Here is a 19,411-nt window from a genome sequence, read left to right on the forward strand (position 1 = left end):
CTCGCGATGCTTTTGATCTTAAAGGTTCGCAACCTTCTGCCAGACCTTCGGCTTGAAGAACAGCGTCTCGCCCTTCGCCAGACCCACCAGGCTGTCGTGGTCCTTCACCACCTCGGCTTCGATCAGTTCGCTTTGGCCCTCAACCTTCAAAGTCACCCGGGTGGTGGCGCCCAGCGGGCGGATGTCGCGCACCTCGGCGGCGTGGTGATCCTCCAATTCCGAACGCGACAGCGAGACCTCATGGGGGCGGAACAGCACATGCCGATCCTCACCCACGTGCAGGCGGTTCGAGTCGCCGAGGAAGTGATACACAAAGTCGCTGGCCGGGTTTTCGTAGACATCGCCCGGTGAGCCGATCTGCTCGATCACACCCTTGTTCATCACCACGATCCGATCAGCGACTTCCATCGCCTCTTCCTGATCGTGAGTCACGAACACCGAGGTCAGGTTGATGTCCTCGTGCAACCGCGCCAGCCAGCGCCGAAGTTCCTTGCGAACCTTGGCGTCGAGCGCGCCAAAGGGTTCGTCCAGCAGCAACACCTTGGGCTCAACTGCCAGTGCCCGGGCCAGGGCAATGCGCTGGCGCTGGCCGCCGGAAAGCTGTTCGGGATAGCGATCGGCAAGCCAGTCCAGTTGCACCATGTTCAACAGTTCGTGGACCTTGGTTGCGATCTGGCTTTCGTTCGGGCGCTGGTTCCTGGGCTTCATGCGCAGGCCGAAGGCGACGTTGTCGAACACGGTCATGTGACGGAACAAGGCGTAGTGCTGGAACACGAAACCAACGTTGCGATCACGCACATCGTGGCCGGACACGTCCTCACCGTGAAACACGATGTTGCCTTGGTCCGGGGTTTCAAGGCCGGCGATGATCCGCAGCAGCGTGGTCTTGCCGCAGCCCGACGGGCCGAGCAGCGCCACCAGCTCACCGCTCTGGATGCCCAGGTTGATGTTGTCCAGGGCCTTGAAGGTGTTGAAGTTCTTGCTGACGTTGCGGGCTTCAATCGACATGACTTATTCCTCCGCGCTGCTGTTGCGCAGACGGTTGGTTCGGTTTTCGCTCCACTGCTTGAGCAGCAGGATCAAGAGCGCCAGGATCAGCAACAGGCTCGCCACGGCGAACGCCGCCACGTGGTTGTATTCGTTGTAGAGGATCTCGACGTGCAACGGCAGCGTATTGGTCACCCCGCGGATATGCCCTGACACCACCGACACCGCACCGAACTCGCCCATGGCCCGGGCCGTACACAGCACCACGCCATAGATCAGGCCCCACTTGATGTTTGGCACGGTGACATGCCAGAACATTTGCCAGCCATTGGCGCCCAGCAGGCGCGCGGCTTCCTCTTCCTGGGTGCCTTGCTCCTGCATCAGCGGGATCAATTCGCGGGCCACGAACGGCACGGTGACAAAAATCGTCGCCAGGACGATGCCCGGTAGCGCAAACACAATCTGGATGTCGTGATCCGAAAGCCACGGCCCGAACACCCCCTGGGCGCCGAACATCAGCACATAGACCAGGCCTGCGATCACCGGGGAGACCGAGAACGGCAGGTCGATCAAGGTCACCAGCAGGCTTTTGCCACGAAACGAATACTTGCTCACGCACCACGCGGCGCTGACCCCGAACACCAGGTTCAGCGGCACCGAGATCAGCACCGCGATCACCGTGAGCTTGAGCGCCGACAGGGCGTCGGGTTCGAAGATCGCGGCAAAGAACGCCCCCACACCCAGCTTCAGTCCCTGGGAGACCACAATGAACAGCGGCAGCAGCAGGAACAGCGCAAAGATCAACCAGCCAAGGCCAAGCAGGACTCGCCGCGACGCCGCACTGCCACGGCGGGCGGCGTTGGTGGAGGCCGCATAAATAGACGATTGGGACATCTTCGTGCCTCCTTATGGGGTTTCGATGCGCCGCTGCAGCAGGTTGATCAGCAGCAACAGGACAAAGGAAACCACCAGCATCAGCACGCCGATGGAAGTGGCGCCGGTGTAGTCGTATTGGTCGAGCTTGACCATGATCAGCAGCGGCAGGATCTCGGTTTTCATCGGCATGTTGCCGGCGATGAAAATCACCGAACCGTACTCGCCCACGCCACGGGCAAACGCCAGGGCGAAACCGGTCAGCCAGGCCGGCAGCAACGCCGGCACCAGGATGTGACGAACCACTTGCCATGGCCGGGCGCCGAGGCAGGCCGCGGCTTCTTCGACTTCACGGGGAATATCGGCCAGCACCGGTTGCATCGTGCGCATCACGAATGGCAGCGTTACGAAAGTCAGCGCCAGGGTAATGCCCAGTGGGGTGTAGGCGATCTTGAAACCCAGGTCGGCGGCAAACTGGCCCACCAGGCCTGTCGGCGCATACAACGCCGTCAGCGCGATGCCCGCCACGGCGGTGGGCAGGGCGAACGGCAGGTCGATCATCGCATCGATGATCTTGCGACCGGGGAAGGTGTAACGCACCAGCACCCAGGCCAGCAGGGTGCCGATCATGCCGTTGATGATCGCGGCGCACAGCGCGGTTCCGAAGCTGAGCTGCAGGGCCGCGAGCACCCGTGGTGCCGAGATGATTGCCCAAAACTGTGCCCAGGTGAGCTGGGCGGCATGCACGAACATCGCCGCCAGCGGTATGAGCACAATCAGACTGAGGTACACCAGGGTGTAGCCCAGCGTCAGCCCGAAGCCGGGTATGACCGGTGAGATGCGACGCGACATAAAAGTCCTTGGTTGAGAACACACTGTGGGAGCAAAAACCGGGTGGGAGCATGGCTTGCCCCACAACCCCCCCTTGCCACAGATTCAGTGTCCGGCTTTAGCCTGTAATCAGCTCATTCAGGCCCGTCCAGCTCACTGCGCCTGATAAATCTGATCGAACACGCCGCCATCGTTGAAGAACTTCGGCTGGGCGGTTTTCCAGCCACCGAAGTCCTTGTCGATGGTCACCAGTTCCAGTTCCGGGAACTGCCGGGAATACTTGGCGGCAACGTCTTTGTCCCGTGGGCGATAAAAGTTTTTCGCCGCGATTTCTTGCCCAGCCGGGCTGTACAAGTGTTTGAGGTAGGCTTCGGCGATCTCGGCGTTGCCCTTTTTCCCGGCGTTCTTGTCCACCACCGCCACCGGCGGTTCGGCGAGGATCGACAGCGACGGCACGATGATGTCGAACTTGTCGGCGCCCCCGTCTTCCTTCAGTGCCAGGAAAGCTTCGTTTTCCCAGGCCAGCAGTACGTCGCCCTGACCGTTGTTGACGAAGGTAATGGTCGAACCACGGGCGCCGGTGTCGAGGATTGGCACATGCTTGAACAGCGCTTGCACATACTCCTTGGCCTTGGCCTCGTCACCGCCGTTGGCCTTGAGGCCATAGGCCCAGGCGGCGAGGAAGTTCCACCGAGCGCCACCGGAAGTCTTCGGGTTCGGCGTGATGACCGACACGTCATTCTTGATCAGGTCCCCCCAGTCCTTGATGCCCTTGGGATTGCCCTTGCGCACCAGGAACACGATGGTCGAGGTGTATGGCGTGCTCGCCTCGGGAAGACGCTTTTGCCAGTCCACCGGCAAGGACCTGCCCAGCCTGGCGATTTCATCGATGTCGCCGGCCAAGGCCAGGGTCACCACGTCGGCCCGCAAACCATCGATCACCGCCCGGCCTTGCTTGCCCGAGCCACCGTGGGACTGTTGGATCTTCACGCTGTCGTCCGGGTGCGCTTGCTTCCAGAAACTGGCGAATTCGGCGTTGTAATCCTGATAAAGCTCACGGGTCGGGTCGTAGGACACGTTGAGCAACTCGTAATCCTTGGCAAAAGCGGCCCCTGCAAAAACAGCGCTGGCCAAGGCGGCCAGGGCATAACGGCGAATGGACGACATGGTGAAAGCTCCTGGAATTCTGGTTTTTATGGCTTCGAAATCGTTGTGGCCCTGAAAAGATCGCAGCCTTCGGCAGCTCCTACGCCAAGCTCCCCTGTAGGAGCTGCCGAAGGCTGCGATTTTTTGGCTTTTCAAGACGACTTATGACTCGGCTGCTGCAGCCGGAATTTTTCCTTGCGCTCGATCTGGACCACTTGGGCGTTGTGCACCGTGATTTCCACCGCGCCAAAACGCAGGTCCCGTAAGGCACTCTGGATCTCGCGCAAGAGGGTTGCTTGGTCCTGGCCGTCAACGGTCCGTAGAGGTGCGCTCATGCTGATGCTCCTTGAAGAATCGCCTGACAATGGACGGCACTGCCTGCGGCGTAGGAGCAATACTAGAGAGGCGTTGATATTCTTAAAAAGACTATTTAAGAATTTTTATATAACCAAAATCACAGAAAGTAGCCGACGTCCTACGGCAGTGGGATCGGAGGCTTTTCCCCTGCCAAACCCTCGGGTATTTCCTTCAAAACGCCGGGCTGTTCATGAACTAGGCACCCTGGTTTTGCACCGCTAACCTTGGTTCGTCATCGCAAAAAACGGTGACACGGACGTGCAAGTCCGGACTGGTACGCAATTGGTTATGGCTATTGACCGAGCATTTTTTTATGCTCGCGTCCGTTATGGCAATTGTGCGTGGGAGACCTTCGGGTCTGCCGGCGGTACCGGACCGGTCTTGCACACCTACGTACAGTTGCCACCTCTTCGAATGCAAGCGAAAGGATATCGACCCCAACTCTGGTACATAAAATATGGTCAAGCATTCACCGAATCCGCCGCAAAGCAGCCATAAATCCCGCGTCCAAGCGCAGGAAGAAAAAAAGCTCGAAGACGCCGCCACCCGCGCCCTCGACTACTACCTCAACCCCAAGCCCGCCTCACCGCCCGAACCCGACAAAAACCAACTCTTCATCGTTTCTCCCCACATCGACACCGAAACCCTGCTCGCCAACGCCTCCGAAGACCTGCTCTCCATCAGCACCATCGCCGCCGACCTGGCTGACGACGTGGATGACTCACGCCGCTGCGTCGCCCTGGCGATCAGCCGCATGGCCGATGGGGTGCAGTTGTTGGTCGAGCGGGCGTTGGATCATTGGAAACCAAGGAGATGGCGGCGCCTGGGGCCAAGGGGTAGCGCTTACATTGAGGCAAGCTGAGCCGGCGTCATTGCGAGCAGGCTCGCTCCCACAGGGTTCTGTGTGTCGAACCGAATCTCAAGTTCAACGCCAATCCATTGTGGGAGCGAGCCTGCTCGCGATAGCGGTGCCTCAGTCCCTATCGATGCAAGCTAAACAGACGCCTTCGCGAGCAAGCCCGCTCCCACAGTTGGATTGGGGTAAAACCGGAGAACCAGGTCGGCTGTCAGGCCGCCTCGCGAGCAAGCTTTGCTCCCACAGGTCCTGCTCAAACAGATCTGAGGGGTGTTACTCGACCAACATCAATACCACTGACGATCAAGCAATAACCGGCGCCCGGTCCCAATCCAACTGCTGAGCCGCCACGGGCCGCCCGAACCAGTAGCCCTGTCCCAGCCCACAGGCATGTTCAAGCAGGAACGCCGCTTGCTCGCGCTGCTCGATGCCTTCGGCATGCACCTGCATACCCATGCTGCGGGCCAGAGCGATGATTACCCGGACAATCGCCACGTCGTCTTCATCCCACGGCAAACCGGCGACAAAACCCTGATCGATCTTGAGCTTCTGTACCGGCAGGCGTTTGAGCCGCAGCAACGACGAATAACCGGTGCCAAAATCATCGATAGCCAGGCGCACACCCAGCTCCCGCAGACGATGCATTTGCTCCAACGCCACTTCCGGGTCGTCCATCACCGCGCTTTCGGTCACCTCCAGCTCCAGACAAGCCGGCTCCAGGCCCGTGTCGTGCAGCACCCGGGCGACCTGTTCGTACAACTCGCGACGGGCGAACAACCGGCTGGAAACATTGACCGCGACGAACGACAGCACCACTCCGGCCTGCTGCCACTGGCACATCTGCCGACAGGCCTGTTCCATGACCCAGGCATCGATCTGGGCAATCAGCCCGGTGCGCTCGGCAATGGGAATGAATTCGGCTGGCGAAACCAGCCCTCGCTCGGGATGTTCCCAGCGAACCAATGCCTCGACACCGATCAGACGGCTGGTCGCCAGGTCATGCACCGGTTGGTAATGAACCCGCAGTTCCTGCTGCTGGAGGGCGCGACGCAGTTCAAAGGCGATCTCGACGCGCTGTTGGGCATGGGCTGTGAGTTCTTCGGTGTACAAGGCATAGCCGTCGCGCCCGGCGCTTTTGGCCTTGAACAGCGCCGAGTCGGCATTGCGCAGCAACTGCCCCGCACTGAGAGCGTCGCCGGGAAACAGGCTGATGCCCACGCTGGCGTTGATGAACAAGAGCTGGCTGTCGAGGTGCAACGGTTCTTTCAGGGCATCGATAATGCGCTGGGCCAGAACCGCCGCCTGCGCCGGCTGCGAGCAGTTTTCCACCAGCACCGCAAACTCGTCGCCCCCCAGCCGGGCCAGGGTCACGCCAGGCGCAAACAGTCCGCGGAACCGCTCTGCCACGCTTTTGAGCAATTGATCGCCAACATGATGCCCCAGGCTGTCGTTGATGTTCTTGAAGTGGTCCAGGTCCACCAGCAACAAGGCGCAGCCGCGTTTGTGCAACTGCGACGACGCCAGGGCCTGCTCGGCGCGATCGGAAAACAGCAGGCGATTGGGCAGACCGGTCAGCGGATCGTGGTGAGCCAGGTACGCCAGTTCGTGCTCCGAATTCTTGATCGCGCTGATGTCCGAAAACACCGCGACGTAATGACTGACCTGGCCGCTATCGTCGTGAACGACGCGAATCGTCTGCCACTGTGGGTAGATCTCTCCGCTCTTGCGTCGATTCCAGATCTCGCCACTCCATTCGCCAAGACTGGCCAGGGAAGCAAACATATCCCGGTAGAAATCCGCCCCATGACGGCCCGACTTGAACAGGTTGGGCCGACGGCCCAGCACCTCATCCCGGCCGTAACCTGTGATCGCCATGAAGGCCCGATTGACGTGCACGATCAGGCCCTTGGGATCCGTCACCAACACGCCTTCGCGCGTGCAATCGAAGACAGCGGCGGCCTGGCGCAAACGCTCGCCGTCGGCACGGTGTACGCCTTTTCCGAAAAGCCGGGACATGCGCACACCCGCCAGGAAAACCAATCCGGCGCTGACCAGGACCCAGGCGTAACCGTTGATCAACTGCCAGCGAAGCCGGTCGGCAGATTGATCGAAGAAACTGCTCAATAAATAACCAACCAGCTGCAGCCAGACGATCGACAACAGGAGATAAAGCAGTGCTCCACGCATGGCGCTACGGTGATAAATGGTCATTAGGTCGTCCATGTCCCCACAAAGGCGGGAATTATAGAGTAAGAAACATCCTGCCACTGTTATCTGAAAGGCCGACTGGTTTTATCTGTGTGGCAGGTGATAATGCTACGGCTGTTTCTATCTTTATCGAGGGCCCTATAGCCTATGTGGTACGAAGGTTTTCTTGGCTTGTCGCCCTGGTCACTGGTGGCAATCACCCTGCTGATGACCCATGTCACGATCATTGGCGTCACGGTCTATCTGCACCGTTACTCGGCTCATCGCTCCCTGGAGCTCAACGCCGGCCTCAAACATTTCTTCCGCTTCTGGCTGTGGTTGACCACGGCGCAGAACACCCGCGAGTGGACCGCCATCCACCGCAAGCACCATGCCAAATGCGAAACCGTCGACGACCCCCACAGCCCGGTGATCAAGGGCCTGTCCACCGTGCTGCGCAAAGGCGCCGAGCTGTATCGCGCCGAAGCGGAAAACCCCGAAACCCTGCGCATCTACGGCAAGAACTGCCCTGATGACTGGATCGAGCGCAACCTTTATAGCCGCTTCCCGATACTGGGCGTGGTGATCATGGGCGTCATCGACCTGCTGCTGTTCGGCACGATCGGCATCACCATCTGGGCCATCCAGATGATGTGGATTCCGGTCTGGGCCGCCGGCGTCGTCAATGGCCTGGGCCATGCCGTGGGCTACCGCAACTTCGAATGCCGCGACGCAGCGACCAACCTTGTGCCCTGGGGCATCCTGATCGGTGGCGAAGAACTGCACAACAACCATCACACCTATCCCAATTCGGCCAAACTGTCGGTACGTAAATGGGAGTTCGACCTGGGCTGGGCCTGGATCCAGGTGTTCAGCTTCCTGCGCCTGGCCAAGGTCCAGCGCGTCGCGCCGATCGCACACCGGGTCGAAGGCAAGGGCCACCTGGACATGGATACCGCCATGGCGATCCTCAACAACCGTTTCCAGATCATGGCCCAGTACCGCAGGCTGGTTATCGCACCGCTGGTCAAGCAGGAACTGGAAAAGGTCGATCACTCGGTCCGCCACCAGTTCCACCGGGCCAAACGCCTGCTGTCGCGGGAAACCAGCCTGCTGGATGAGCGTCACCACGCGCGCATCCAGAGCATGCTGGAACACAGCCATGCATTGAAGGTGATCTACGAAAAACGCCTGGCTTTGCAGCAGATCTGGGTCAAGACCAGCAGCAACGGCCATGACATGCTCGCAGCCATCAAGGAGTGGATCCACGAAGCCGAGGCCAGCGGCATCCAGTCCCTGCGCGACTTCGCTGACCAGCTCAAGACTTACTCGTTGCGACCTGCAACGGCCTGACAAGATCACTGTGGTGAAGGGTTCCTGTGGCGAGGGGGTAAACCCCTCACCACAGGTTCAGCCCCGATAAATTTGACTCGCTAAATCCCCCGCCCTTCGTCGCCTGAAAAGGAACTTCGCCCCGAATCCCTTATCTCAAAGAGCACTTCGCCATACTGGCGGGCTTTGGAGCAAGCGCGTGCCAATCCACAGCAGTGCACGTTCTTTGAGATTTGTGCCGATGGTCGACAAGAACCTACAGGATTCGTCCCACCCTCATTGGCCCGAAGCGGCCCAGACGCTCATGGCGCTGATGCACGCCCAGGGCGAAGTCGCGCGCCTGAGCGAGCGTGAGCAGCTATTCAGTTCATTACTGGTCAGCGTCAACGCGGTGCTTTGGGCGTTCAACTGGGAAACCCGACAAGTCCTGTACGTCAGCCCCGCCTATGAACGAATTTTCGGTCGACCGGCGGGCTTGGTGCTGGCCGATTTCAACGAATGGCGCGACGCAATCTACCCCGACGATCTGGAATACGCCGAACGCAGCCTGGCCGAAGTGCTGGTCAAAGGTGCCGTGGAAGATCGCGAATACCGCATCATCGCTGCCAATGGCCAAATCCGCTGGCTGAGCGACAAGTGCTTCATCAACCGCAAGGCCGAGTCGGGGCAACCGGTGATCGTGGTGGGCATCGCCGAAGACATCACTGAAAAGAAGCTGCTGGAAAGCGAACTGCAACGACTGGCGACTACCGACGTGCTGACCCAGAGCAGCAATCGCCGCCACTTCTTCGAATGTGCCCACCGCGAATTCGCACAGGCGCGGCTGCAAGGAACACCCATGGCGTTCCTGTTGCTGGACATTGATGATTTCAAAGTAATCAACGACACCTATGGTCATCAGGAAGGCGACACCGTGCTGCAGAAAATCGCCGAAAGCGGACGCTCCGTGCTCAGGCGCGGCGACCTGTTCGGACGAATCGGTGGTGAAGAGTTCGCCGCAGTATTTCCTGGCTGTGCCCCGGACATGGCACTGCAAGTCGCCGAGCGTTTGCAGCGGGAGATTCAGCGTCTGGCTTTCCGTAGCGGGGAGCAAAACTTCGGCATCACCGTCAGCCAAGGCTTGACCAGCATCACCGCCGAAGACCAGTCCCTGGATACTCTGTTCTCCCGCGCCGACGCGGCCATGTACGAAGCCAAGCGCCAAGGCAAGAATCGCATCATTGCGGCTTGAGTGAGTTGTCCCGCCACTGAACCCCTGTGGAAGCAAGGCTTGCCCGCGATAGCAGCGCCTCGGTGTCCACTTGAACCCGAGTTGCCTGCATCGCGAGCAAGCTTTGCTCCCACAAAGCCCGCTCCCACAGGGGTTAGGTGCTGGTGCTACTTGCGGCGCAACCGCATCAATTCCGGCAAGCCGATCTTCAATAAGCGCGCCGTGCGCCCCTGGGCCAGTTCTTCAAGTCCTTCATGCTCGGTCAGATGGGCCATCTGCGACGCCATGTTCATCACCAGCGCCTCCCGCGAGTAAACCCCGCCCCCCAGGCCATAAGCTGCCGCAATCAGCTCTCGCAGCTCCAATGGCAAGCGCCAGCGCGTCCGCAATGCCGAACCGAAGCTGGCACCGTACTGATCGAGTGCGTTGCCCACTTCTTCCAGATCGTCCAACTCCCCACCGGCCTGCCTCCATTCTTCCAGGCAGCGCAACAACGCCAAGTCCCCCAGACGATGCAACAGCCCGGCGCAATAACAGCGCTCCTGCTCCAGATCCAGCAGCCGCGCCAGCATCCGGGCGTGCTCGGCGGTGTGCAGCGACAATTCCCAGTAACGCTCGGCATAGTCCGCCAGGCACGGGACACTCAGGCGGGCACAGCGCTTGAGGGTCAAGCCGAGAATCAGGTTCATGCTCTGCCCGGTGCCTAACTGCTGCAGCGACTGAGCCACCGTCTGCACCCGGCCGCCACCTTGGTGTTGCGCAGCGCTGTTGGCCGCGGCGATCAATACGGCGGTGATTTGCGGGTCAGTGCGGATTTCCTCTTCCAGCAGTTTCAAATCCAGACCGCCGGGGTTGAGGCTGCGCTTTACAGCCACTTGCACATCGGTCATCAACGGCGCGCCTTCGGCAGAATCACGTCGACGCTCCAAGAAGGCTTTCAGGGTCTGCCCCGGGACTGACACGTCAGTAGTGCAATCTTCACCGCCGCTCAACAACAGCCCTTGCAAACGCTGGGTCAAGTCTTCCCGGTTCAAGGGCTTGGTCAGATAGGCCGCTGGCGCCAGCGGCAAGACCTCACGTACGCTGGCGCTATCGTTGCGCCGGCTCATCAGAATGAAGGGTAATACCTGATTGCGATGTTGCTGACGAAGGCCGCGCAGAATACTCAGACCATCGACGCCCGGCAGCTCCCAATCGGCGATCACCAGATCGTACGCATTGTGCGCCAGCAGGTTCAGGGCTTGCTGGCCCTCACCGCACGTATCCACCTGGGCATCGCAACGTATGCCCGATAACACTTGCTCAAGCAGCTCCCGAGACGCCGGATCGGCCTCGGCGATCAACACACGCGGTACAGCGGGTAAATCCACAGCAGTCATGCAGTATCGCTCCCCTCGCAATACTTGCACCTTAGTCAATGGTGGCCGTTGCAGACAGCTCTACCCCCGGGAATATGTTCGCGAAAATGAAAAAACCCGCTGCAAAGCGGGTTTTTTGTGGATCAACGCACAGCTCAGCGCTCGTAAATATCAGAGCTCGGAGAAGCACTCTTCGATGATTGCCAAGCCTTTGTCCAATTGCTCGTCTGGCGAGGTCAATGGCACCAGCACCCGCAGGACGTTGCCGTAGGTGCCGCAGGACAGCAGGATCAAGCCCTTGTCGCGAGCCTTGGCCACAACCTGAGCCACTGCCGCCGCGTTCGGCTTGTGGGTATCGCCATTTTCGAACAGCTCCACGGCGATCATCGCGCCCAGAGCGCGCACGTCACCGATGATCGGGTATTTCTTCTGGATGGCCTTGAGGCCAGTCACCAGGCGCTCGCCCACCGCTTTGCAGCGATCAAGCAGTTGTTCTTCCTCAAACACTTCCATCACCGCCAGCGCAGCAGCGCAGGCAATCGGGCTGCCGGCGTAGGTGCCGCCCAGGCCACCAGGGGCGATAGCGTCCATGTACTCGGCCTTGCCGCAGACACCGGCCAACGGGAAGCCACCGGCGATGGATTTGGCGAAAGTAGTCAGGTCGGCGGCAACGCCCATCTGCTCCATGGCGAAGAAAGTGCCAGTACGACCGGCACCGGTCTGTACTTCGTCAGCGATCAGCAGAATGCCATGCTGATCACAGAGGGCGCGCAGACGCTTCATGAACTCCTTGGGCGCCACGTAGAAACCACCCTCGCCCTGTACCGGCTCGATGATGATTGCCGCGATGTCACGTGGTTCGGCGTCGTTCTTGAAGATGCGCTCGATGCTGGCGATGGAATCGTCAATGCTCACGCCGTGCAGTTCGTTCGGGTACAGCGCGCGGAAGATGCCGCCGGGCATCAGGCCCATGCCGGCCGAATACGGCACGACTTTACCGGTCAGGCCCAGGGTCATCATGGTGCGGCCGTGGTAGGCGCCAGTAAAAGCGATGACACCCGCGCGACCAGTCGCGGCGCGGGCGATTTTTACGGCGTTCTCCACCGCTTCGGAACCTGTGGTCACCAGCAGGGTTTTCTTGGCGAAATCACCCGGTACCTTGGCGTTGAGTTTTTCGCACAGTTCCACATACGGCTCGTAAGCCAGGACCTGGAAGCAGGTGTGGGTCAGCTTGTTCAACTGTTCGGTCACGGCGGCGATGATTTTCGGGTGGACGTGGCCGGTGTTCAGCACCGCGATGCCACCGGCGAAGTCGATGAATTCACGGCCTTCAACGTCGGTTACCGTGGCGTTCTTCGCCGACTCGGCGAAGATCGGGTGAATCTGGCCCACGCCGCGCGGTACAGCAGCTTCGCGGCGTTTCATCAGGGAAGCGTTGGTCTTGTTGCTCATTGAAAATGTCCTCATTCGCCGCTCATCGGCGGCGTGGTCCAAGGCGTACATGGCAGGGAGGCAACTGCGACAGCATGCGATGATCGACTGTCACAGCGTTCCGGCCACAAGAAACTGAACGGGTGAAACGCGCAAAGGGACAGCGCTCTCGTGCCCTTTGCGCTTGCAACAGAATCAGATACCGAGGCAGAGGTATTTGATTTCCAGGTAATCCTCGATGCCGTACTTGGAGCCTTCACGGCCCAGGCCCGACGCCTTGATGCCGCCGAACGGCGCGACTTCGTTGGAGATCAAACCGGTGTTGACACCGACCATGCCGTATTCCAGGGCTTCGGCCACGCGGAACACACGGCCCAGGTCGCGGGCATAGAAGTACGAGGCCAGGCCGAACTCGGTGTCGTTGGACATCGCGATCACTTCGGCTTCGTCTTTGAAGCGGAACAGCGGCGCCAACGGACCGAAGGTTTCTTCCTTCGCCACGGCGGCGCTCGATGGCACGTTGGTCAGGATGGTCGGCTCGAAGAAGTTGCCTTCCATAGCCTTGCCGCCAGCCAGCACGGTCGCGCCTTTGCTGACCGCATCGGCGATGTGCTCTTGCACCTTGGCAACCGCTTTCTCGTCGATCAACGGACCGGTGGTAGTGCCATCTTCCAGACCATTGCCGATCTTGAGCTTGGCTACCGCCACTTTGAGTTTTTCAGCGAAGGCGTCGTACACCGAATCCTGGATGTACAGACGGTTGGCGCAGACGCAGGTCTGGCCGTTGTTGCGGTATTTGGAAATGATCGCGCCCTCGACGGCCTTATCCAGGTCCGCGTCGTCGAACACGATGAACGGCGCATTACCGCCCAGCTCCAGGGAGACTTTCTTGATGTCCTTGGCGCATTCGGCCATCAACTGGCGACCGATCTCGGTCGAGCCGGTGAACGACAGTTTGCGCACGATCGGGTTGCTGGTCAGCTCGCCGCCGATGTCACCGGCACTGCCGGTGACCACGCTCAGCACCCCTTGCGGAATGCCGGCACGGTGGGCCAGCTCAACCAGGGCCAGGGCCGAGAACGGGGTTTGCGAAGCCGGCTTGATGACCATGGTGCAGCCAGCGGCCAGGGCCGGCCCGGCCTTGCGGGTGATCATCGCGGCCGGGAAATTCCACGGGGTAATCGCAGCAGTCACACCGATCGGCTGCTTGATCACGATCAGGCGCTTGTCGGGCTGGTGGCCGGGAATCACATCACCGTAGATGCGCTTGGCTTCTTCGGCGAACCATTCGATAAACGAGGCTGCGTAAACAATTTCGCCCTTGGCTTCGGCCAGCGGCTTGCCTTGTTCCAGGGTCATCAGGCGACCAAGGTCATCCTGGTTTTCGATCAGCAATTCGTACCAGCGGCGCAGCTTGTTAGCGCGCTCTTTGGCGGTGAGGGCGCGCCAGGCTGGCAACGCCTTGTCGGCGGCTTCAATCGCCCGACGGGTTTCGGCAGCGCCCATCTTCGGCACAGTGCCCAACACTTCGCCCGTTGCCGGGTTGGTAACCTTGATCGTCTGACCATTGTCCGCATCGACCCAAGCGCCATCGATGAAGGCTTGCTGGCGGAACAACTGGGTGTCTTTAAGCTGCATGTCGGCTTTCCTTAACAGCACCGCGCACACGCGCAGCGAATTAGATTTGTAGAAAGGCGCCTTATGGGCTGCCGTCAGGGAAATCATCCACCGGGCTGAAGCACAGAAATAACGCACATAAGCACAGACGTGCGGTTCAGCACTCAGACAAGAGCGTTTGAAATCTCAAACGAATCCTAGGGCCGATGGGGGTGAAGGACAATAGGGTGTTCGAAAAAAAGAACGAAAAAGCTGAATTTGCCCGCTTTTTCTGATCAGCGTAGCCCATGCCCGCCTATGCTTATGAAAACACCGGCAAATCAGCAGCATGGACGCCCGCATTGCATATGAGTATCATGGCGCCCGCGTCGCACCAGTAGCTCAGCTGGATAGAGTACTGCCCTCCGAAGGCAGGGGTCGTGGGTTCGAATCCCGCCTGGTGCACCATATAAAACAAGGGCCTAGGTGAAAACCTAGGCCCTTTTGTTTTTCATGTGTCTCAAATGTGTCCATTCTGTGCCCCTCTACCAGTCTGGCGCATAGCTGCGTGCATCGCAGGTAGATGTGCCGGTGGATTGAGCATCCCGCAGTCGTGAGTCTTGTCGTTGTAGCACGAACTAGTAATCGTCACGGCGGTGTCCAGGTTGCGTGCATATGCTTCGCCTATATCACACAACACATCGAATTCAGCGGTTTGAATGAGTGCTGGCGCAAGCCCCTGAGCTTCGATGTCCGGCGGCGATAGCGCTGCACACTGATGGTCTGGAAGTGGCCAATGTCATGGGGGCGGAACGGGTCTGTTCCTCGTATAACCCGGCATCGCACAACCGTCGCCAAGCCTGAGGTGTAATCCCGATCTGGCGGCGGAAGGTACGGATGAAATGGGATTGGTCACAGAATCCGTGACTATGGGCGATGTCGGTCAGCGAGGAGTCGGTCGTGAGCATGATCTGTCGAGCAGATTCGATGCGCCGACGTGCGACGTAAACCAGCGGCGTTACGCCAAAGGTATTTTTGAAAGCATGCGAGAAGTAGCTGACACTCAGGCTTAGAACAGCAGCCATCTGATTTGTGCGTATTGATGAGTCGAGGTTAGCGTCGATGTAGTCAACCACCCGTTTAGTTTGCCAACTGGATAGACAGCCATGGCGGCTTTTTAGCTGGCTATCGCTCTTTTGCATCATGACCAGGGCACGGGTCAGGCATAGGCAGGCTGAGTCACGATCGATGCTCAGGTGCGCTTGAGCCTCGCTAAGCAATCGCATGACGCCATCATACGTTTCGTCGGAAATACAGCGCTGATTCGGGCGGTCTACTGCGGTTGCCGGGGTAACGGCATGCAAGGTGGCACGCATGGCTGTGCTCCACTGTGGATCTTTTGGGTCCTGGCACCATGCTATGCCGTGCACTGATCGCGCATAAGACAACAATGGGGGGCGCGCGCCCCCCTCAAAAGTGGGGTATCACACAGTGATGATGCCGCGCTGAATGCCGAGGGTGACCGCATGGGTGCGATTGCTGGCACCCAACTTGTCCATGATGCTTCTTAAATGCCCCTTGATGGTGTCCTCCGCGATCATGAGTTCCGTCGCGATTTGCTTGTTGGGTTTACCCATAGCGACACATTGCAGGACCTGGATTTCACGAGCGGTCAGGGAGTCGTGGCTTAAGTGATCAGCCAGCTCAACGGCTATCTCTGCCGGGATATGGCGCTTGCCGGCAGCAATGGAGCGGATGGCATCCAGCAGTTCCTTGCGCAGACTACTTTTCAACAAGTAGCCGAGAGCTCCCGCCTTGATTGCATGCAATGCCCGTACATCACCCCGATAGGTGGTCAGGATGGCAATGCGGGCGAGAGGAAACTCAGCGCGAATGGCATGAATCGCCTCGATGCCATCCATCTCGGGCATTTGTAGATCCATCAGGGTGACGTCCGGACGCAGCGAGCGAAATAGCTGAAGCGCTTCGCAGCCATTGGTCGCTTCGCCGACCAGCACTATGTCTGATTGGGCTTCAAGGACGGCAGCGATACCCTCGCGCAGCAGAGGGTGGTCATCGACGACCAGCACGCGTATCTGTTCATTCTCCGGGTGCACGCTAGGGCCTCAATTGAGTCAATACACGTAGCCACTGGCTGAGACGTCGCGGGACACGTCGGTAGGCCGTTAATGCGGGTACAGTCAGTTGAATTTCAGTGCCATTGTGGGCTCCTCTTTGAATAGACAGCCGGCCGCCTATTTTTTGGGCCCGCTCCAGCATGCCATGCAAGCCCCAGTGATCGGGGCGGATATTGGGCGGCAGATACTGTGGGTCGATGCCGCTACCATTATCGCCAACGCTTAGCTGAAATGCGTGCCTGGTGTAGACGATCCGGATTTCCACGTTCTGCGCATTGGCATGTCGAAAGGCGTTCATGATCGCTTCACAGCCTATCCGGTAGCTTTCTTCTCCGACTATAGGGTGCAGTGGCAGTGGCGTGCCGTGGCTGTTCACGGTAAAGCGCGTACTGCCTTCTTGCTGCAGCTCACTCGTGACAGCGGCAAATGCATCGATCAGATTCAGAGCAGGCTCGTTCAGATCACGCAGATTACTCACCCGCTCTCGTGCCTCCACCAAAACCTGATCTGCGCGGTCTAGCGCTCTCTCCATTTTGGATCGTGCCGGATGAGTACTGGGGATTTGCTCAGTGGCCGCCTGGAAACTCAACACAAGCCCCTGCACACCCTGGAGTAGGGTGTCATGCAGCTCACGGGCAATTCGCTCGCGCTCGGCATGTCGTTCCTCAAGACGGTCACGCAGATGCTGGGCTGAACGGCGAATATTGAACCGATGCAGCATCCACAAAATAATCGCCACTGCCAGACCGCTCAACACTATAAATAGTGGGGTGCGGTAGAAAACGGGTCGAATACTGAAGCTGAGCACGGCCTCCTCGGTGCTCAGTATTCCATCCTGATTGGAGGCCAATACGCGGAACCGATAATCCCCGGGGCCGAGCCCCGTATAAATGGCACTACGTTTTGAACCCGCCTGCTGCCAGTCCGTGTCGACCCCCTCCAACAGATAGCGAAAGTGCAAACCTTGCATGCCTGAGAGACTAAGCGCTGCATAAGAGATTTCGATTCTCTTTGGCTCTGCGCCCAGTTGTGACAACTCACTTGGCCGGGGCTCCTTACCATCGACATTGAGCGATTGGATGACTACCTTGGGCGCCGCTTTACTCTGCACATAGCGAGTCGGATCAATCCAAGTCACGCCCTTACTGGTGCTGAACCATAGACGTCCATCCGTACTGCGCACTGCAGTAGGTAATGGGAGTACTTGGTGCGGGTCATTGGCCAGGCCACCAATCACCTCATAGCTGCGGTAACGTATTTGGTATTGCGGGTCAGCGATGGCGCGCTTTACCTCACGAGCGGTCAACTGATAAACCCCGGCTTTGCCATGGAGCCAGAGATCATAGCTCCCATCACCTTCTGGTTCTCTGGGAGGTACGGCCAGAATCGCGTAGATATTGTCGAACAGCCCATTGTCCGGTAGGTGAAGGCTGTGGAAGCGCTCACCATCGAAGAAGGCCACTCCACGCTGGCCACCAACCCAGGTGAGGCGGCCCTGATGCAGCATCGCCGTGACATGACCCACCTTTAAGCCTTCGTCTGCCCCCCAGTGTCGTTGGACCTTGTCGTCGTGGGTCACAATCAGATTATTGCGGTAGCCGAACCAGAGTCTACCAAGAGGATCGGTGGTAGCGGTGACAGGCATTAACTGGCTTGGATCAGCATTAGGCGGCGCAACCATTGACCAACGCCCGCTTCGAAGAACGAAAAGCCCCTTGCGGTTGATCGAAACCCACAGGTTGCCCGCCTGATCGAGAGTCATCGCGCGGACGGCTGAGTCAAGCCCATCCTGGGTTGGCAATGACGCGACTCGCTCGATTTCGTCGCCTTGCGCACGCCAGACACCCTTGCTGCCAGCCATCCAGATATCACCGTTAGCATCACTGAAGGCATTACTGATCGGTGCCGGTATATCCAGAGAGGCTAACCCTGTGCTGCTCAGACGCATTGCCGGTAGGTTGCTGGTACCTGCCCAGACACTGCCTGCCGTACCGGCAACCAATGCCAAATTCTGGGCGTTGTGTGGAAATGCGGCCGAGACCATAGCGCTTGGCCGAAAACGGTCTAGCCCGGCACTAGTCCCCACCCAAATATTGCCGTCGACATCTTCGAGTAATGGAAGAACGATATCTGCACTCAAGCCATCCTTGGCCATGAACTTTTCTTGGTGACTGCGTACGTCAGTTATCGATAGAGCACTGAGGCTGGCAGAGGCGTGTACATAGCGAACGCCCTTACCGCTGGTTCCCACCCATAGCGCCCCAGTGCTGTCGAATAACAAACCACTGGCACCATCGATTACGGTCACCTGGGTAGCCGCATCGCCTTCGTTTGGCACGATTCGGCGCAGCGAACCGCCATATCGTTCTGCCATCCAGATGGACCCATCTGGAGCCTGGGCCATATGACTCACCCAACCCACCGCAATGCCTGCATCGATAAACGCTTTGGCACCTGACGGCAGGTAGAAAAGGCGATCTTCATTGGCTGCCCATAGCGTGCCATCGCGGTCGACGAGTACAGCGCGGGCATTTCGTCCCGGAAAGTTCCACTCGGTACCGATACGTTGCCACGCGTTACCGTCAAAACGCGCCAAACCATCGTTGGCGGCGATCCAGACTGCGCCACTGCGATCCTTGGCGATGCTATAGATCACCCCGCCAGGCAACCCAGCACTGACTGGGTAATGGGTTATGCCTGTGTCAGTGATCAGGCTAATGCCTCCTGCACGCAGACCCGCCCACAAGCCTTCATCCTCCGCCTTGAGTACGGAAATGATGCCCAGCGGATTGCCGTCTGGCGGTATGTATCGCTCGAAGTCCAGGCCATCAAAGCGATAGAGCGAATCGTTGGTTCCAAGCCAGAGATAACCGTCTCGGGTCTGAGCCAAGGCCCCGACCTGATTGGGGCCTTCATCAGCGACGGTCCAGCGGTGGTGCTCCAGCTTGTCCAGTAAGTAGTCGGCGGCCGCTGCGGCCGGACTAAAACATGGCAGGCTAACCAACAGCATATAGATTGCCAGCGCCGTGCATGTGCGCCAGCGATTTCCTGGGGTTGGCTTCTGCTGTTTGGCTGGGGAAAAGCCCAATACGCTAATCACCGCGCGAAC

At 59.1% G+C, this 19,411-nt stretch carries 15 protein-coding genes, 1 tRNA gene and 1 pseudogene; 4 read left to right on the forward strand and 13 right to left on the reverse strand.

Annotated features, from left to right (window positions below; all coding sequences use genetic code 11):
• Positions 1 to 18 precede the first annotated feature (18 nt).
• The 5 genes from MA884_RS25125 to oscA all read right to left on the reverse strand — a co-directional run bounded on the left by MA884_RS25125 (position 19) and on the right by oscA (position 4,172).
• Positions 19 to 1,008, reverse strand: coding sequence for a sulfate/molybdate ABC transporter ATP-binding protein (locus tag MA884_RS25125; RefSeq protein WP_256233046.1), 990 nt, complete (start codon positions 1,006 to 1,008; stop codon positions 19 to 21).
• A gap of 3 nt (positions 1,009 to 1,011) precedes the next feature.
• Positions 1,012 to 1,881, reverse strand: coding sequence for a sulfate ABC transporter permease subunit CysW (gene cysW / locus MA884_RS25130; RefSeq protein ID WP_256233047.1), 870 nt, complete (start codon positions 1,879 to 1,881; stop codon positions 1,012 to 1,014).
• A 12-nt stretch (positions 1,882 to 1,893) separates the two neighbouring features.
• Positions 1,894 to 2,712 (reverse strand): sulfate ABC transporter permease subunit CysT, encoded by an 819-nt coding sequence (cysT, locus tag MA884_RS25135; RefSeq protein WP_256233048.1) that lies wholly within the window; start codon positions 2,710 to 2,712, stop codon positions 1,894 to 1,896.
• 132 nt (positions 2,713 to 2,844) lie between these two features.
• Complete coding sequence (locus MA884_RS25140; protein WP_256233049.1) at positions 2,845 to 3,858, reverse strand: sulfate ABC transporter substrate-binding protein; 1,014 nt, start codon at positions 3,856 to 3,858, stop codon at positions 2,845 to 2,847.
• A 131-nt stretch (positions 3,859 to 3,989) separates the two neighbouring features.
• Complete coding sequence (gene oscA / locus MA884_RS25145; protein ID WP_256233050.1) at positions 3,990 to 4,172, reverse strand: sulfur starvation response protein OscA; 183 nt, start codon at positions 4,170 to 4,172, stop codon at positions 3,990 to 3,992.
• Between the two features lie 479 nt (positions 4,173 to 4,651).
• Between oscA and MA884_RS25150 the strand changes: the two genes are divergently transcribed.
• Complete coding sequence (locus tag MA884_RS25150) at positions 4,652 to 5,056, forward strand: DUF6124 family protein (RefSeq protein ID WP_256233051.1); 405 nt, start codon at positions 4,652 to 4,654, stop codon at positions 5,054 to 5,056.
• A 297-nt stretch (positions 5,057 to 5,353) separates the two neighbouring features.
• Here the strand turns inward: MA884_RS25150 and dibA are convergent, their stop codons facing one another.
• Positions 5,354 to 7,261: a phosphodiesterase DibA gene (dibA, locus tag MA884_RS25155; protein ID WP_256233052.1), complete on the reverse strand. Its 1,908-nt coding sequence runs from the start codon at positions 7,259 to 7,261 to the stop codon at positions 5,354 to 5,356.
• A gap of 144 nt (positions 7,262 to 7,405) precedes the next feature.
• On the opposite strand from dibA, the gene desA reads away from it, so the two are divergent.
• Entirely contained in the window at positions 7,406 to 8,590 is a 1,185-nt protein-coding gene (desA, locus tag MA884_RS25160; protein ID WP_256233053.1) for a delta-9 fatty acid desaturase DesA, read from the forward strand.
• A 220-nt stretch (positions 8,591 to 8,810) separates the two neighbouring features.
• Entirely contained in the window at positions 8,811 to 9,800 is a 990-nt protein-coding gene (locus MA884_RS25165) for a sensor domain-containing diguanylate cyclase (RefSeq protein ID WP_256233054.1), read from the forward strand.
• A gap of 146 nt (positions 9,801 to 9,946) precedes the next feature.
• Here MA884_RS25165 and MA884_RS25170 read toward each other — a convergent pair whose 3' ends face one another.
• From MA884_RS25170 to gabD, 3 genes are all read right to left on the reverse strand, one after another.
• Complete coding sequence (locus MA884_RS25170) at positions 9,947 to 11,158, reverse strand: HDOD domain-containing protein (RefSeq protein WP_256233055.1); 1,212 nt, start codon at positions 11,156 to 11,158, stop codon at positions 9,947 to 9,949.
• Between the two features lie 150 nt (positions 11,159 to 11,308).
• Complete coding sequence (gene gabT, locus MA884_RS25175) at positions 11,309 to 12,589, reverse strand: 4-aminobutyrate--2-oxoglutarate transaminase (RefSeq protein ID WP_256233056.1); 1,281 nt, start codon at positions 12,587 to 12,589, stop codon at positions 11,309 to 11,311.
• Positions 12,590 to 12,763: 174 nt separating this feature from the next.
• Positions 12,764 to 14,206 carry an NADP-dependent succinate-semialdehyde dehydrogenase gene (gene gabD, locus MA884_RS25180; RefSeq protein ID WP_107323124.1) on the reverse strand — a complete coding sequence of 481 codons (1,443 nt, stop codon included), beginning with the start codon at positions 14,204 to 14,206 and terminating at the stop codon, positions 12,764 to 12,766.
• Between the two features lie 349 nt (positions 14,207 to 14,555).
• Here gabD and MA884_RS25185 point away from each other — a divergent pair.
• Positions 14,556 to 14,632: transfer RNA gene (locus MA884_RS25185), tRNA-Arg, on the forward strand.
• A 52-nt stretch (positions 14,633 to 14,684) separates the two neighbouring features.
• Here MA884_RS25185 and MA884_RS25190 read toward each other — a convergent pair.
• The 4 genes and pseudogenes from MA884_RS25190 to MA884_RS28130 all read right to left on the reverse strand — a co-directional run.
• Positions 14,685 to 14,912, reverse strand: a pseudogene (locus MA884_RS25190) (alpha/beta hydrolase fold domain-containing protein); the annotation flags it as partial.
• Complete coding sequence (locus MA884_RS25195) at positions 14,872 to 15,540, reverse strand: helix-turn-helix domain-containing protein (protein ID WP_371134821.1); 669 nt, start codon at positions 15,538 to 15,540, stop codon at positions 14,872 to 14,874. The pseudogene MA884_RS25190 and the gene MA884_RS25195, both read right to left, overlap by 41 nt.
• Positions 15,541 to 15,648: 108 nt before the next feature.
• On the reverse strand, positions 15,649 to 16,260 hold the full coding sequence (locus MA884_RS25200; RefSeq protein WP_371134824.1) for a response regulator: 612 nt from the start codon (positions 16,258 to 16,260) through the stop codon (positions 15,649 to 15,651).
• A gap of 22 nt (positions 16,261 to 16,282) precedes the next feature.
• Positions 16,283 to 19,402, reverse strand: coding sequence for a sensor histidine kinase (locus MA884_RS28130; protein WP_256233058.1), 3,120 nt, complete (start codon positions 19,400 to 19,402; stop codon positions 16,283 to 16,285).
• Between the last annotated feature and the right edge of the window lie 9 nt (positions 19,403 to 19,411).

Source organism: Pseudomonas sp. Q11, assembly GCF_024494355.1.
GTDB classification, from domain to species: Bacteria; Pseudomonadota; Gammaproteobacteria; order Pseudomonadales; family Pseudomonadaceae; genus Aquipseudomonas; species Aquipseudomonas hefeiensis.